The organism is Dorea sp. Marseille-P4042 (assembly GCF_900290215.1).
Taxonomy (GTDB): domain Bacteria; phylum Bacillota; class Clostridia; order Lachnospirales; family Lachnospiraceae; genus Dorea; species Dorea formicigenerans.
In genome coordinates this window covers 1,449,793-1,465,618 of sequence record NZ_OLMI01000002.1, presented here as the reverse complement: position 1 = coordinate 1,465,618, position 15,826 = coordinate 1,449,793, and the positions used below count along the sequence as shown (strand labels likewise).

Genomic DNA, 15,826 nt, shown 5'->3' with positions numbered 1-15,826 from the left:
GATAGCAGAAAATCCCTGGTGAAAACCGGGGATTTTCTGCAAGAAATCCCAATTGAGCTAATTAGTAAAAATGAATATAATAAATTTATTTAGATCAGGAACAAAAGGAGGTAAGACATGAGTAAAAAATTATATTTTGGAAGTAATTTGAAAATGTATAAGAATATTAAGGACACGGTAGAATATCTTCAGAAATTAGTGGAGAATACGAAAGATATCAGCCGGGAAGAGATAGAATTATTTATTATCCCGTCTTATACCACTCTTGAAAGTGCTACGAAAAATGTTGACCGCGCTTATGTAAAGCTGGGCGCTCAGAATATGTGCTGGGAAGATGAAGGACAGTTTACAGGAGAAATTTCGCCGCTTATGCTAAAAGAGTTAGGGTTGGATCTTGTAATGATCGGACATTCTGAGAGAAGACATGTGTTTGGCGAGACTGATGTTGAGGAAAATAAAAAAGTAAAAGCAGCTTTAAACCATGGCTTTACAACACTTTTATGTATTGGTGAAACAGCAGAAGAAAAAGACTTTGGAATTAGTGCAGAAGTCCTTCGGACTCAGTTGAAAATAGGATTTCATGATGTTCCGGTATCTCAGGTTCCGAATATCTGGGTTGCATATGAGCCGGTATGGTCTATTGGTGTAAACGGAACTCCGGCATCGGCAGATTATGCAGAGAAGATGCACAAGGTAATTAAAGCATGTTTGAGAGAAATTTTTGGTGATGTTGCTGATGAAATCCCTGTATTATATGGAGGAAGTGTAAATCCGGGAAATGCAAATGAATTAATTGTTCAACCGTCGATAGATGGGTTGTTTACGGGAAGAGCAGCATGGCAGGCGGACAATTTTGATAAGTTGATTCGTGATGCAAAGGCAACATATGAAGCAAAGTAAAGAATGTTAAAAAGTAAAGGGGGCAAAAATAAGCCCCCTTGATTTATAAATTTTTAAGCAAATCTTTTAACGTTTCTTCCACAGAATCTGTCGTGTGTGTAGCGTAATCCGCTACTCCGGTGGCAGCGGTCGTCATAGCATAGCTTGTGTTGGACAGCTGCAACATTTCCAGATCATTGTACTGATCTCCGAATGTGATACCATTCTTTGGATTCATGCCAAGGGAAGATACGATATTGGAAAGGGCAGAACCTTTATTGGCATTCGGTGCAATGAAATCAATCCAGATATTCCCGGAGGTTACAATCTTGATTCGATCACCGAAACGTTCTTGAAAATAGGCGCGAAGACGTTTTTCAGTTCCATCAAAATCACATACTGCGATTTTGATAAAAGGCTCCTTGATATCACGCACATTTTGAACAACGTCCATGTCATAACCGACATCGTTACGGATATGATTGATGTAGTCAGAATCTTTTGAGTCGGTATATCCGGTTCGGGCTGTAGAAATTAAAGTGTGGCAATGACCATATTCTTTTGCAGCGTCTGCGATTTCATAGATAAGACCAGTATCAATATGTCCTAATGAGACGATCTTGCCATCATGTACACACATAGATCCATTTTCTGCAACATAGGAGATATCATCCTTCACAGGGGCAAATAGACGACGGAGATTTTTGTACTGGCGGCCGCTGGCTGCAATAAAATGTATTCCATGTTCTTTTAACTGACGGATAATGTCAAATAATTCTGGATTCAGTTCAGTCGCGTGACCATGAAGTAAAGTTCCGTCTACGTCGCTGGCAATATATTGTATCATAGTGTTCCCTTTCTGTATTTATGTATTAATTAGGCGTTTGCGAAACGCCACAAGCCGCATGAATACGGCATTTTTCTGTTATGAAAAACAAATAACCCCTCACTGGATATGGTATAATAGAGTTGACTAAAAACTAAAAACCATCACCCAAGAAAGGAGNATCACAATGTTAGATTACTACACCGAAAAGTGTGTTACTTGTTAAGTTGATTGAACCGCCGTATACGGAACCGTACGTACGGTGGTGTGAGAGGTCGGAATTTCTCATTTAAGAGAAATTCCTCCTACTCGATTTAATTATTATATACCTACAAAAACTGTTCGAAACAGAATTTGTAGATATGTCTACTTATTATTCTTCAGAATCCTCATCATATTCCACTTTCTCCGGCAGATACACATGAACTTTCTCAATACGGTTTTTATCCAGAGATTCTACAACCAGTCGAATACCATCGGATGTTGTGACAGAATCACCGAGTTCCGGAAGCCGGTCCAGATGCTCGATGATAAATCCACCGAGGGAATCATATTCTTCGGATTCCAGATTCAGTTCCAGACGGTCATTGAAGTCGTCCAGGTTGACAGAACCTTCTACCAGATATTCTTTGTCAGAAATTTTGTGAACAAAATCTTCTTCATTCTCGTCATATTCGTCATGAATTTCACCGACAATTTCTTCCAGGATATCTTCCAGTGTGATCAAACCGGAAGTTTCACCATATTCATCCAGAACAATTGCGATGTTAAAGGATGCCTGACGCATCTCCACAAGAAGCTCGGAAATATTCTTATACTCATAAGTAAAATAAGCTTCTCGCATAATATCCCGGATATGGAATTCTTTTGTGTTTCCGTAATCGTAAAGCAACAAGTCTTTCATGTTAATCGTACCGATCACATTGTCGGTCGTATCTTCATAAATCGGCAGCCTTGTGAATTTATCTTCACGGAAAATGTCAATCAATTCTTCATATGTGCAGTTTACATCTGCAAATGTTACGTGAACGCGTGGAACCATAACATCTTTAGCTTTTGCATCTCCGAGATCTACCACATTGTAGATCATTTCTTTTTCTTCGGATTCGATAACGCCGTCTTCATGGCTGACATTTACGATAGTACGAAGTTCATTCTCGGTCATGGCGCGTTTGTGGTCATTCGGATCTACGCGTAAAATGAAAAGAACAACGTTGGTCAGACCATTGATAATGAAGACGAACGGTGTCATGATCTTCATAAATATATGGATGATTGGTGCGTATGCCAGAGATACCTTCTCAGCGTGGATGGTAGCCATTGTCTTCGGTGTAATCTCACCGAAAAGCAGAATCGCTACAGTTAAAATTCCGCTGGCGATTGCGACCATGGAGCCTCCGAGACTGTAAGCCAGGGTTGTGGTCAGCGATGCGGCAGAAAGGTTCACGATGTTGTTACCGATCAGTATAGCGGTTAGCATCTTAGAAGAATCATCCGTAATTTTTAATACAGTTTGTGCGTTTTTGTTGCCTTCATCGGCAAGGTTGCGGATTCGAATTCGGTTTACTGTTGTAAGTGCAGTCTCCGCAGAAGAAAAGAAAGCAGATAGTGCTAACAGTACAATCAGTACAATAAATAGTATAGTATCATTCGAGTCCAATGATAAATCACTCCTTTTTGATAATAGTGTAATTAAGAGTAATATACAGCATTTACGGGGATTTTGCAAGAAGAAAGGAGGTATCGCAGTTTTTAATTGCAGTTTTGAAAGGTAAATTTATTTTATAGCCTGCCAATTCTGTGATTTCACATGTTTACACATTTTTTGTAAATTTAGGAAAGGTATCCACATTGAATGATTATACTGCTTCCCTCTCTAAAAAATGTGCATAAATTTGTGTTTTCTCTTGGCTCTTTCCTGTTCTCTGCTCATTTTTCTTCCTTTGCGATAAAGTTTTTTTTATTTTACCTTATCGCAAAGAAATCAACTTATTTTTTCAGAACTATTAGTGCGAATTATTTTTACCTTTCAAAACTGCTTTTATAGTGAAAAGAATATTTTTACCGCTGCAAAAAAGAAAGAAAAAACTTGACAAATAAAAAGAAAAGAATATAATGTAACTAATTCGATCGAAGAAAGCAAGACAAAGAAGTCAGATGATTTTTTTGTCTTGCTTTTTTATTAGCATCTGTTAGCAGGCAGATGCTAATAAAAAATAGATAAAACGTTTTACCAATTCTTGTGAATTGAGCACAAAATGTCAGAAAATTAACACGTATAATGTTGCATAGTGCAAAAAAATAAAAATGAAATATTGTGAAATGTGACGATTGACGCGTGCAAAATTGGCTGGTAAGATAAAAATACATTAATTGATAAAACGTTTTACCAAAAGGAAATTCAAGAAAAGAGGAGGAAATGGACAATGAAAAAAAGAATCGTAAGTGTATTACTGGTTATGGCAATGTGTGTAAGCATGTCTGCTTGTGGAAGTAAGGGTGCTGAGAAGAAATCAGATGGGAGTGCTTCTGGTCAGAAAAAAGTTGCAGTTGTATATGCAGGTAATCTTGGAGATAAATCTTACAATGATTCATGCAATGAAGGTGCAAAAAAAGCAGAAAAAGAATTGGGTGTAAAAGTAAAGACACTTGAAGGAACTACAGCAGATGAGTGGGAAGCTAATTTCCTTGCAGCAGCAGAAGGTGGATATGATTTAGTATTATGTTCTAACTCCAACTTTGAAGAATATTTGAAGAAATATGCAGCAGATTATCCGGATGTAAAATTTGCGATTATTGATACTACTGTAGATGCCGATAATGTAGAATCCATTAGTTTTGCACAGAACGAAGGATCATTCTTAGCAGGAGCGGCAGCAGCAATGTTCACTCAGAAAACAGATATTGAAGGTGTAAATGCAGATCATACAATCGGCTGGGTTGGAGGTATGGACGTCCCAGTATTGCATGATTTCTATACAGGATATGAACAGGGCGCAAAATATGTTGACCCAGATGTAAAAATTCTTCAGTCATTTGCAGGTTCCTGGTCAGATCCTTTAAAAGGAAAAGAATTAACACTTGCACAGTATGAGCAGGGTGCAGATATTGTTATGAATGTTGCATCTGGAACAGGTACAGGAGTTCTTGAAGCTGCGAAAGAAGCAGATGAATATGCAATTGGTGTTGATTTGAATCAGGATAATGATCAGCCGGGACATGTACTTACATCTATGGTAAAAAGAGTAGATACTGCATCCTATGAAGTTATTAAATCTATTACTGATGATACATTTAAAGGTGGAACTGTTAAATACATGGATGTTGCAGGTGATGGCGTATCATTAACAGATTTCAGTGTTATGAAAGAATCATTGGGTGATAAATTCCCACAGGATATTGTTGATAAAATTGATGAACTTGCCGATAAAATCAAATCAGGCGAAATTAAAGTTGATAATTATGAAGGATTTGGCGAAAACAAATAGAATTTGAAATTGAAATAAGGGGGCTTGTACAGACCAAGGCCCCTTTTCCCAAAGAGGAAGTGACAAAATGAATGATTATATCGTGGAAATGAAAAAAATCCGAAAAACTTTCGGTGAAGTACAAGCTGTAAAAAAAGGCGAATTTAATTTGAAAAAAGGCGAAATCCATTCATTGATCGGTGAAAATGGTGCAGGAAAATCAACAATGATGAAAATGCTTTACGGAATGTATGGTATTGATGATGGAGAAATTATCATTGGAGGAGAGAAGGTAGAAAATTTATCACCTAAAATTGCTATAGAAAAAGGAATCGGTATGGTACATCAGGAGTTCATGCTGGTAGATGAACTGACTGTATTGGAAAATGTTATTTTAGGTTTTGAACCGAGAAAGGGTCTGACAATTGATTTTGACAGTGCACGAAAAAATATTCAAAAATACATTGATCACTATGGAATGGATGTACAATTAAATAAAAAGATCAATCAGATATCAGTAGGAGAAGCACAAAGGGTTGAAATCATAAAAACTCTTACAAGAGGAGCTAATATTATAATTTTAGATGAACCAACAGCAGTACTTACTCCGCAAGAGACTCAGCGATTGTTTGAGATACTTCAAAATTTGAAAAATGATGGTAAATCAATTGTATTTATTTCTCATAAGCTTAATGAAATAATGCAAATATCGGATCGTATCAGTGTTATGAGACAAGGTGAATATATGGGCACGGTCAATAAAAAAGATACGAATCAAGCAGAACTGGCAAAGATGATGGTGGGTAGAGAAGTTTTCTTGAATATTGAAAAAAAGCAGGCCCATATCGGAGATACTGTGCTGAAAATTGATAATCTATGGACTTCTGGAGAAAAAGAAATGTCTAAAATCAGAGGCGTTTCGCTAGAGGTTAAGTCGGGAGAAATTGTCGGAATTGCCGGAATAGATGGCAATGGACAAAGTGAGTTGATTGAGGCAATCTGTGGATTGCGTAAAGTAGAAAGAGGAAGCATACTTTTAGACAGAAAAAATATAACTAATGAATCTGTGAAAAAAATAAGAAAAGCAGGATTGTCACATATACCTGAGGATAGAAATGTCAGAGGGTTAAATAGAAGTATGACAATAGAAGAAAATATTGTTGCAGCCCAGATTTCAGATGCTCCTTTTTCAAATGGAATTATGTTGAATAATACAAAGATGTTGGAATACACAAATGAATTAATAGATAAATTTGATATTCGTCCGCGAAATCCACAAACGTTGACTCAAGGAATGTCGGGTGGAAATGCTCAGAAGATTGTTGTTGCACGAGAAGTATCTATCGGCGGAAAAGTATTAATTGCATCTCAACCGACTCGAGGCGTAGATATCGGGGCGATAGAGTCAATACGAACGATATTGATGGATGTAAAAGAAAAAGGACTCGGAGTGTTGCTTGTATCAGCAGATTTGGAGGAAATATTTTCATTATCAGATAGAATAATCGTAATGCATGAGGGTGAAATTACAGGAAATCTTCAAGTGGACGAAGCTGATGAAGAGAAAGTAGGACTCTTGATGATGGGAGGAAAACGCAGAAAGGAGAAGTGTCATGAATAGTGCAGTAGAGAGTGTTAAAAAAATATTACTTACAATGTTACTTGCACTGGGAGTAGGAGCAATTATTATTCTTGTAATTGGACAAAATCCTATCGAAGCATATGCGGCTTTGATAAAAGGAGCATTTGTGGGAAAAAGAGCATTTGGCACAACTTTGGCAAGTTTAACTCCTTTGCTTTTGACTACAGTTGCATTTGCCTTGGCGGCAAAAGCGGGAGCTTTTAACGTTGGAGTAGAAGGTGAAGTGTTTCTTGGAGGAATTGTAGCGGCATATATCGGAATTAATTGGACTTTTTTGCCAAAGCCATTGTTGTTGATAGCTTGTTTCGCAGGCGCAATTGTTGTAGGAGCTGCTTGGGCTTTTATTCCGGGGATACTGAAGGCTTTATACAATGTAAATGAAGTATGTACTACTATTTTGATGAATACAGTCGCATTATATATTACTTCTTATTTAGTGAATGGACCAATGAGTGCTGGAGGAGCGAATGCACAAACCCCACCTGTACAGGTAACATTACCTAAATTTTTAAAACCAAGTAACGCAAATGTAGGTTTGTTTATTGCTATCTTCGTAATTGTTATAGTAGTAATTGTGTTGAATAAAACTAATATCGGGTACAAGATCCGAACCGTTGGATTAAATCCAAAACACGCAGAATATGTAGGAATTAATCCGAGAAAAGTGTTCGTGGGAACAATGATGGCAAGTGGAGCAATTGGAGGAATTGCCGGTTGCATAGAAGTCCTTGGATCATATGGATATTTCTTAAATAATTTTGCATATAATTTGGGAACAAATGGAATGCTGGCATCATTGATCGTTAAAAATGACATTGTATTTGGTCCATTTATGGCATTTTTCCTTGCAGTATTAAAATCTGGTGCTATGGGAATGCAACAAAATACCGGTGTGCCAAAATCTATTATTGATACAATTACAGCAGTATTTATCATTATTGCAACTATGGAATTGTTGTCTCAGATAAAGATAAAGCGGAAAAAGAAGAAGGCAGTTAAAGAACAGGAGGCAAATGCATGAAATTAGAACAGATTTTTAGTGTCTCTTTGATATATGCATCGATCAGATCGGCTACACCAATTATTTATGCTGCGCTGTGTGCAGCGATTACACAACAGGCTGATATTTTAAACATTGGTACAGAAGGAATTATGCTGACGGGAGCATTTGCAGCGGTTGCAGTCAGTTATTTCTCTGGAAGCTGGCTTATGGGAATTTTAGCAGCCATGATGGCAGGATTTGTGATATCTGGAATTATGGCAGTGGGACATATTAAATATAAAGCAGATATTTGTGCCATTGGTATGGGAATAAATTTATTTGCTCTTGCTATTACTAAATTTATGTTGAATGTCATCTTTGATACAAGTGGTACATTTACTGATCCAGATGTGAAGGCAATTCCACGAGTGGATATTCCATTTATAAAAAATATTCCTATATTAAAAGATATTTTTAATGATTGGGCTGTGACGGAATGGTTTATGATTGTTTTAATCTTGATTTTGACATTTTTATTATATCGTACCCGTTGGGGATTGAGATTAAGAGCAGTGGGACAGTTCCCTATGGCAGCGCAAACAGCTGGAATAAATGTTATTTCCATGAAATATCAGGCAATTCTTATTTCAGGTTTGGTAGGAGGCCTGGCCGGAGCTCATTTGTCACTGGGATATAGTACTATGTTTACAGAAAATATGACAAGTAACAGAGGTTTTATGGGTGTAGCAGCAATGTACTTTGGACATGCAAATCCAGCTCTTACAGCAGTTGGTTGTCTTGTGTTTGGTGTGGCAGATTCTGTTGGAGCCAGACTGCAGGCATATGGATTGCCTTCACAGTTTGTCCTGTTAATGCCATATGTAGTTACAATTGTAGTATTGTCAATATCTATGATTTCAAAGAAAGTAGCAACAGATAGAAAGAAGAGTTCCCTAAATGTTGTAAAACAGGAGGCGGTCTAATGAAAGAACTAAAAAATGTGTTGAATGAGCACAAAGAAGAATATATAAAATATTTGTCAGAGCTAGTTTCGATAGACACGCAGGACTTGGGACATGGAATTGATGGTGGAAGAGAAGAAAAAGGTCAGGAATATCTGATTAAGTTGCTTGAAAAAATGGGTGCAGATAAAATTGAAAAAGATGCTTTGGAAGAAGAGACCATAAAAAAATGTCTGCAGCTTTATAATGAAGGAAATCTGGGTCATAATTATGATCATCGCTATAATGTATATGCTACATTTGCTGGAAAAGGTGGAAAAAGCATAATGTTTAATGGCCATATGGATACAATGCCTCCGGGAGATTTGAGTAAATGGATAACAAAACCACATTGCCCGGATATTAGAGATAATAGAATGTATGGCTTAGGAACAGCAGATATGAAGGGCGGATTGATGGCCTCAGTTCTGGCAATAAAACTATTGAAAGATGCTGGAATAGAACTTCCGGGAGATGTGATAATTACATCTGTGTGCGATGAAGAAGGCGGAGGCAATGGTTCGATGCTTGCTGCTATGAATGGAAAGAAAGCAGATGGAGTTGTCGTATGTGAAGGTACAAGCGACGAATTGATTGTTGCTCACATGGGATTTGTATTTTTCGATGTAAAAATTGAAGGTAAAGCAAATCATTCTGGTGCCAAATGGCTTGGAGTAAGTGCAATCGAAAAAGCAATCAAACTTATTCGTGGATTAGAAGAACTGGAACATGGTTGGTTAATGGAATATAAACATCCATTACTTCCGGCTCCAAGCCTTAATGTAGGAGTAATAGCAGGTGGTACAGCTGGTTCTACTGTTGCAGGAGAATGCGAATTTAAGGTTTGTGTTCACTATTTGCCAGAAATTATGAGTTATGAAAAAGTAGTATCAGAATTTACAGATACTATTGAAGGCATTGCGAATGGCGATAAATGGTTGAAAGACCATAAGCCAGAAATTAGTGTTTATCAGGCAGGTGGAGCCTTTGAAATGGAAAGAACTCATCCATTCGTTGAGGCATTTGCAGAAGGATATAAGCAAGCGAAAGGCAGAACTCCTAATATTGTCGGTTCACCATCTGGGTGTGATTCCAGAATATGGAAAAATGTTGCAAAATGTCCGACCATTCAATTTGGACCGGGAAATTTGGAACAATGTCATTCCGTAAACGAATATTTGGATATGGATGCGTATTTAGAATCGATTTTGATATATGCAGAATTAATACTTGCATGGGGAAAAAATAAATAAATACAAGGAAGGTAAAATTATGAGTAAAAAAGTATTATTAGCAGGTGAATCATGGATGAGTAATACAACTCATACAAAAGGATTTGACAGTTTTTTTACAGGAGTATATGAGACAGGAGAGACACGACTCGTCGAGGCCTTGGAAGCGAGTGGTTATGATGTGACATTTCTTCCGAACCATCTTGCAGGAGAAAAATTTCCATTTTCATTAGAAGAGTTAAAAGAATATGATTGCATAATTTTGTCGGATATTGGAGCAAATACGCTGTTGCTTCCGGCGGTTACATTCAGCAAAAGTGTAAAAATGCCTAATCGAACGAAGGTTATCCGGGATTATGTGTTGGATGGCGGATCATTACTTATGATTGGAGGATATTTGACATTTTCTGGAGTTGATGCGAAAGGTAAATGGCATGATACAGCAGTGCAGGATGTTCTTCCGGTAGAAATATTGACGGTTGATGATCGTATGGAGCATTGTGAGGGAGTAAAACCGGTGACAATAAAGGAACATAAAGCGCTGCAAGGTGTTGGAAGTGACTGGCCGGAAGTTCTTGGTTATAACAAAACCGTTGCAAAACCAGAGGCAGATGTGGTTGCGACAATAGAAGGAGATCCGTTTATTGCATTTGGAGAATATGGAAAAGGACGGAGCGCCGTTTTTACAACAGATTGTGCTCCACATTGGGCACCGCCGGAGTTTTGTGAGTGGGAAGATTATAATAATGTCTGGGCTGGAATTGTAGACTGGCTTACGGAATAGAGGATAACGTCTGTGGCTTTTGAGGCTGCAGGCGTTTGCTTTGTAATGGAGGATAAAAATAATGAAAATGACAGAAAAAGAATTTTTAATGAATTTGTTAAGTATTCCTAGTGTAAATGGTGAAAATTCAGAAAAGGATATCGCTGTATATATACAACAATTTATGGTGGAAAGTGGGATTGATGCACAAATACAATTCATTGATGAAAAACACGCAAATGTAGTTGCAAAATTACAGGGAAAATCATCAGAAATCATTATTTGGAATGGACATATGGATACAGTTCCTTATGGTGATGAACAATTATGGGACACAAATCCAAGAACTCCAATAGAAAAGGAGGGAAAAATTTTTGCAAGAGGTGCCAGTGATATGAAAAGTGGTCTGGCAGGTATGATATGGACTCTGTGCAAAATGAAAGAAGAAAATTATGTGCCAGAAAAAACGATTGTTTTTTATGGGACTTGCGATGAAGAAAAAAATGGAGTGGGTGCGAGATATTTGCTTGAAAATGGAATGCAAAAAAATGCCCAATTAATGCTGATAGGTGAACCGACAGGACTAAAATTGGGAATGGCTCAAAAAGGGTGTATATGGCTGCAATTGCATGTCCATGGGAAAACTAGCCATGGGGCTTATCCAGAACAAGGAATTAATGCTGTGGAATATGGCTTTTTAATATGTCGAGAAATTAAAAGAAGAATTTGTAAACATGAGCATAACCTGCTTGGGAAAGCAACAGCACAAATCACGATGCTTCAAGGCGGAATAGTTCCTAATATGACGCCTGATAAGGCAACGTTTCTGATGGATATCAGGACGGTACCCGGAATGAGTACAGAACAGATTATTGTAATAGCAGAGGAAGAATGTCAAAAATATGAAAATGAGACCGAGAATATTCTAAAAGTAGAAATAGAGTTGAAAAATGACAGGTTCCCAATTGAAATTTCGGAAGATAATGAATGGGTTAAAAAAATGAATAACAATTCATTTATTGGAATTAATTTTTTTACAGATGCATCCATTCTTATTCGAGATACACCAGAGATGCCGGTATTATTATATGGTCCTGGGGAGCCGGATGTGGCACATAAACCGAATGAATACGTTGAATTAAAAAACTATATGGAATATATTTCGTGTTTAAGAAAAATATTTTAACCACTCGAATGCAATATGGTATAAAATTAAGAAAAAAAGTAGTGAGAAAGGGTAGTATCGGTTTGAGAACAACAATAAAAGACATTGCTAATTTTACAGGATTTTCGGTGACGACAGTATCATTGGTTTTGAATAATAAGGCGAATAGAATTCCGCAAAGCACCAGAAATGCTATTTTAGATGCTGCTGAAGAATTGAATTATCATCCAAATCAGGTTGCGGTTGGATTAGTGAAGAAAAGAACACAAACGATAGGGTTAATTATATCGGATGTTAGTAATGTCTTTTTCTCAACTTTGGCAAAAGGAGTGGAAGATACCTGCAGGAAGCAAGGAAGGAATTTGATTTTATGTAATACGAATGATAAGCATGAGAGAGATTTATCATATATACAGGTTCTTGCTGATAAGGGTGTTGATGGAATTATTTTTTGCATGGCACGGGATAGTGACAAAAAAAGAGCCCAAGAAAGCATAGAATTGCTTGAAAAATTAAAAATCTCATTTGTAATGATAGATCGATATGTAGAAGCATCGGTATGTAGTTCTGTAATTGTTAATCACAGGCAAGGTGGCTATATAGCAACGCACTATTTGCTGGAACAAGGACATAGAAAGATAGGGTGTGTTACTGGCCCGGATGAACTTGAGGATTCAAAGGAACGTTTGCTTGGATATTGTAAAGCACTGAAAGAATATGGGATACCATATGATGAACGGTTGGTTTTTGAAGGAAATTATGATAGAGAAAGTGGAAAGAATGCAGTAGAGTATTTTTATAATCATGGCTTGGAAATAGATTCTATTTTTGCATTCAATGACATGTCTGCATATGGGGTATACAATGGACTGAAAGAATATGGATTGAGTGTTCCAGATGATATTTCGGTTGTTGGATATGATGATATCTTCTTTTCGGAAATATTAGATACTCCTTTGACGACAATACGGCAGCCGGTTTATGAAATGGGAGTAGAGGGAATGAAGCTATTATTAAATGAAGTGGAAAGTACGAATCATATAAAAAAATGTATTACATTTCAACCAGAAATTATAATCCGCGAAAGTGTAAAGAATGTCAGGCGTTGAATTCCCTGCTTTTTTATTGTATGATAAGGATATTCGAAAATGTTTCGTATAGGAGAAGATTTTTATGAATCAGAGCTTTTATGATAAATTGAACAATGTGATAGGAAAGGATAGCATTTTGATCGATGAGCCGATGAGCCGTCACACTACATTCCGTGTGGGCGGACCGGCAGATTTCTTCGTGACACCAAAGGCGAAGGAAGAAGTAAGAGATGTGATCCGTATCTGTAAAGAAGCAGGAATGCCGTATTATATTATAGGAAATGGAAGTAATCTTCTTGTGTCTGATGCGGGATACCGCGGTGTGATCGTTCAGATTTATAAGGAAATGAATGAAGTGAAGGTAGAAGGTGATCTTGTAAAGGCACAGGCTGGAGCATTGCTTTCAGGAATCGCGGCTAAAGCGCTGGGGGCAGAGCTTTCAGGTTTTGAATTTGCTTCCGGAATTCCGGGGACAATCGGAGGTGCCTGTATGATGAATGCAGGAGCTTACGGTGGTGAGATGAAGGACGTGCTGGAATCTGTGACAGTGCTTACAGGGAAAGGTAAGATTATAGAACTGGGCCGTAATGAACTGGAGCTTGGATACCGCACTAGTGTGATTGCGAAGAAAGGTTATATTGTGCTTGGGGCGGCGTTGAAGCTTGAGCGCGGAGACGGAGAGAAGATCAAAACTTATATGGATGAGCTGAAGGAGAAGCGTGTGACGAAACAGCCGTTGGAATATCCAAGTGCCGGAAGTACGTTTAAGCGTCCGGAAGGATATTTTGCAGGAAAACTGATTGAGGATGCCGGACTTCGGGGATTTCAGGTCGGAGGAGCACAGGTGTCCGAAAAGCACTGTGGTTTTGTGATCAATCGGGATCATGCGACGGCAGCAGATATTATGGAACTGATGAGACAGGTACAGATACGCGTGAAGGAGAATTCCGGCGTGGATCTGGAACCGGAAGTGAAGAGATTAGGGGACGAATAAGATGAGACTTGTAATTGTGACTGGGATGTCCGGTGCCGGAAAAAGTACGGCACTTAAGATGCTGGAAGATATGGGATATTTTTGTGTAGATAATTTACCGGTCCCATTGATTCCGAAATTTGCAGAACTTCTGGCGGTGCCGGGTACGGAGATGAATAAAGCAGCTCTTGGAGTAGATATCCGGAGTGGACAGAGCTTTCAGGAGCTTGCGAATGTACTGAAAGTTCTGGATGAAGGCGGCTGCCAGTATGAGATCCTTTATCTGGAATCCAGCGATGATGTACTTGTAAAGAGATATAAAGAGACGAGACGTTTTCATCCGCTGGCAGGTAGTGACGGACGTGTGGAAGATGGCCTGAAGAGAGAACGAGAACTTCTTGGATTCCTGAAGAAAAAAGCGGATTATCTTGTAGATACCAGTCATATGCTTACAAGAGAACTGAAAGCAGAGCTGAACAAGATATTTGTCCAGAACAAGGAATATAAGAACCTTTACATTACGGTGTTGTCATTTGGCTTTAAGTATGGAATTCCGAATGATGCGGATTTGGTGTTTGATGTACGTTTTCTGCCAAATCCATATTATATAGAAGAGTTACGTCCTATGAGTGGAAATGATCAGCCGGTCAGAGACTATGTGATGAATAACGACACAGCAAAACAGTTCTTGACAAAGCTTACGGATATGGTAGAATTTCTCATACCGAATTACATTTCCGAGGGAAAGACACAGCTCGTGATCGGAATTGGATGCACGGGAGGAAAGCATCGTTCCGTTACACTGGCAAATGAATTGTATGAGGCGCTGAAAAAAACAGACAGCTATGGAGTTCGCATTGAGCACCGTGATATCGGAAAAGATGCGATCACGAAGGCAAAATAGGTGAGTATCATGTCGTTTTCGGGGAAAATAAAAGAAGAACTCGCAGAGCATGTCGCGAAAGCACGGCATTGTAATCTGGCAGAATTGACTGCGATTTTACATATGTGCGGGGAATTTGAAGAAGATAAAAATGGTATATGTACGATTAGATTTCGATCAGAAAATTATCTGGTAGCGAGAAAGTGCTTTACATTAATGTCAAAAACATTTAATATAGAAGCTGACATCGTAGTCCGAAAGAATATGACGAATGGAAGCACAAGTTATTTTATGCGTTGGGCAGGGGGGGAACTGTTGGCGGTAAAGAATGCACTTGTGCAGGCTGTATGCTGTAAGCGTGCTTATATCAGGGGGGCATTCATTGCAGCAGGATCGATGAGTGATCCGAGCAAGTCTTATCATTTTGAGATTGTGTGTGGGGAACTTGCACAGGCAGAGTATGTGAGAGATATGATCAACAGCTTTGACCTGGATGCTAAGATCGTAACGCGTAAGAAGACATTTGTCGTATACTTGAAAGAAGGATCCCAGATTGTGGATGTCCTGAACATTATGGAAGCGCACATCGCCCTCATGGAACTTGAGAATGTCCGCATTCTGAAGGAGATGCGTAACTCAGTGAATCGAAAAGTTAATTGTGAGACAGCGAATATCAACAAGACCGTATCGGCGGCCGTAAGGCAGATGGAAGATATTGTGTATGTCAGAGATACAGTTGGCTTGGATTATTTGCCAGAAGGATTAAGAGACGTTGCCCTTACACGGCTTGAGAATCCGGATGCTACTCTGAAAGAGCTGGGGAGTCTTATGGCAGACCCGGTTGGAAAATCAGGGGTGAATCACCGGCTGAGAAAGATTAGCGAGATAGCAGATAAGTTAAGGGGTTAGTTTAAGGAGGATT

At 38.4% G+C, this 15,826-nt stretch carries 14 protein-coding genes; 12 read left to right on the top strand and 2 right to left on the bottom strand.

The features are described 5' to 3' along the window. Positions 1-117 precede the first annotated feature (117 nt). Positions 118-900, top strand: coding sequence for a triose-phosphate isomerase (locus C7E02_RS12835; protein ID WP_021840243.1), 783 nt, complete (start codon positions 118-120; stop codon positions 898-900). 43 nt (positions 901-943) lie between these two features. Here C7E02_RS12835 and C7E02_RS12830 read toward each other — a convergent pair whose 3' ends face one another. Then, the gene (locus C7E02_RS12830; protein ID WP_105309746.1) at positions 944-1,726 is read right to left on the bottom strand and encodes an HAD family hydrolase; all 783 of its coding nucleotides are present in this window, start codon (positions 1,724-1,726) and stop codon (positions 944-946) included. Between the two features lie 352 nt (positions 1,727-2,078). After that, positions 2,079-3,365 carry an HlyC/CorC family transporter gene (locus tag C7E02_RS12825; protein ID WP_005342854.1) on the bottom strand — a complete coding sequence of 429 codons (1,287 nt, stop codon included), beginning with the start codon at positions 3,363-3,365 and terminating at the stop codon, positions 2,079-2,081. Between the two features lie 766 nt (positions 3,366-4,131). Between C7E02_RS12825 and C7E02_RS12820 the strand changes: the two genes are divergently transcribed. The 11 genes from C7E02_RS12820 (at position 4,132) to whiA (ending at position 15,813) form a co-directional block, all read left to right on the top strand. Beyond that, positions 4,132-5,193: a BMP family lipoprotein gene (locus C7E02_RS12820; RefSeq protein WP_105309745.1), complete on the top strand. Its 1,062-nt coding sequence runs from the start codon at positions 4,132-4,134 to the stop codon at positions 5,191-5,193. Positions 5,194-5,260: 67 nt separating this feature from the next. Next, on the top strand, positions 5,261-6,793 hold the full coding sequence (locus C7E02_RS12815) for an ABC transporter ATP-binding protein (RefSeq protein WP_105309744.1): 1,533 nt from the start codon (positions 5,261-5,263) through the stop codon (positions 6,791-6,793). Next, the gene (locus C7E02_RS12810; protein WP_105309743.1) at positions 6,786-7,835 is read left to right on the top strand and encodes an ABC transporter permease; all 1,050 of its coding nucleotides are present in this window, start codon (positions 6,786-6,788) and stop codon (positions 7,833-7,835) included. The genes C7E02_RS12815 and C7E02_RS12810 overlap by 8 nt, the downstream gene beginning before the upstream one ends. Then, the gene (locus tag C7E02_RS12805) at positions 7,832-8,779 is read left to right on the top strand and encodes an ABC transporter permease (protein WP_105309742.1); all 948 of its coding nucleotides are present in this window, start codon (positions 7,832-7,834) and stop codon (positions 8,777-8,779) included. Before C7E02_RS12810 ends, C7E02_RS12805 begins: the two co-directional genes overlap by 4 nt. Then, complete coding sequence (locus C7E02_RS12800; protein ID WP_105309741.1) at positions 8,779-10,050, top strand: M20 family metallopeptidase; 1,272 nt, start codon at positions 8,779-8,781, stop codon at positions 10,048-10,050. Before C7E02_RS12805 ends, C7E02_RS12800 begins: the two co-directional genes overlap by 1 nt. 19 nt (positions 10,051-10,069) lie before the next feature. Next, positions 10,070-10,813 carry a glutamine amidotransferase gene (locus C7E02_RS12795; RefSeq protein ID WP_105309740.1) on the top strand — a complete coding sequence of 248 codons (744 nt, stop codon included), beginning with the start codon at positions 10,070-10,072 and terminating at the stop codon, positions 10,811-10,813. Positions 10,814-10,874: 61 nt separating this feature from the next. Further along, on the top strand, positions 10,875-11,978 hold the full coding sequence (locus C7E02_RS12790) for a M20 family metallopeptidase (RefSeq protein WP_029730949.1): 1,104 nt from the start codon (positions 10,875-10,877) through the stop codon (positions 11,976-11,978). Between the two features lie 62 nt (positions 11,979-12,040). Then, a complete protein-coding gene (locus C7E02_RS12785; protein WP_105309852.1) occupies positions 12,041-13,066 on the top strand; it encodes a LacI family DNA-binding transcriptional regulator in 1,026 nt (341 codons plus the stop codon). Between the two features lie 64 nt (positions 13,067-13,130). After that, positions 13,131-14,042: a UDP-N-acetylmuramate dehydrogenase gene (gene murB / locus C7E02_RS12780; RefSeq protein WP_105309739.1), complete on the top strand. Its 912-nt coding sequence runs from the start codon at positions 13,131-13,133 to the stop codon at positions 14,040-14,042. A gap of 1 nt (position 14,043) precedes the next feature. Continuing rightward, positions 14,044-14,925: an RNase adapter RapZ gene (gene rapZ / locus C7E02_RS12775; protein ID WP_005331962.1), complete on the top strand. Its 882-nt coding sequence runs from the start codon at positions 14,044-14,046 to the stop codon at positions 14,923-14,925. 9 nt (positions 14,926-14,934) lie between these two features. After that, positions 14,935-15,813, top strand: a complete 879-nt coding sequence (gene whiA / locus C7E02_RS12770; protein ID WP_105309738.1) for a DNA-binding protein WhiA — start codon at positions 14,935-14,937, stop codon at positions 15,811-15,813. Positions 15,814-15,826: the final 13 nt, after the last annotated feature.

What these genes read in the sequence shown, in the direction of transcription:
- C7E02_RS12805 (WP_105309742.1), top strand. Translation starts at nt 7,832, where the DNA reads ATGAAATTAGAACAGATTTTTAGTGTCTCTTTGATATATGCATCGATC.
- C7E02_RS12830 (WP_105309746.1), bottom strand. Translation starts at nt 1,726, where the DNA reads ATGATACAATATATTGCCAGCGACGTAGACGGAACTTTACTTCATGGT.
- C7E02_RS12820 (WP_105309745.1), top strand. Translation starts at nt 4,132, where the DNA reads ATGAAAAAAAGAATCGTAAGTGTATTACTGGTTATGGCAATGTGTGTA.
- rapZ (WP_005331962.1), top strand. Translation starts at nt 14,044, where the DNA reads ATGAGACTTGTAATTGTGACTGGGATGTCCGGTGCCGGAAAAAGTACG.
- C7E02_RS12815 (WP_105309744.1), top strand. Translation starts at nt 5,261, where the DNA reads ATGAATGATTATATCGTGGAAATGAAAAAAATCCGAAAAACTTTCGGT.
- C7E02_RS12790 (WP_029730949.1), top strand. Translation starts at nt 10,875, where the DNA reads ATGAAAATGACAGAAAAAGAATTTTTAATGAATTTGTTAAGTATTCCT.
- C7E02_RS12795 (WP_105309740.1), top strand. Translation starts at nt 10,070, where the DNA reads ATGAGTAAAAAAGTATTATTAGCAGGTGAATCATGGATGAGTAATACA.
- C7E02_RS12810 (WP_105309743.1), top strand. Translation starts at nt 6,786, where the DNA reads ATGAATAGTGCAGTAGAGAGTGTTAAAAAAATATTACTTACAATGTTA.
- C7E02_RS12800 (WP_105309741.1), top strand. Translation starts at nt 8,779, where the DNA reads ATGAAAGAACTAAAAAATGTGTTGAATGAGCACAAAGAAGAATATATA.
- murB (WP_105309739.1), top strand. Translation starts at nt 13,131, where the DNA reads ATGAATCAGAGCTTTTATGATAAATTGAACAATGTGATAGGAAAGGAT.
- whiA (WP_105309738.1), top strand. Translation starts at nt 14,935, where the DNA reads ATGTCGTTTTCGGGGAAAATAAAAGAAGAACTCGCAGAGCATGTCGCG.
- C7E02_RS12835 (WP_021840243.1), top strand. Translation starts at nt 118, where the DNA reads ATGAGTAAAAAATTATATTTTGGAAGTAATTTGAAAATGTATAAGAAT.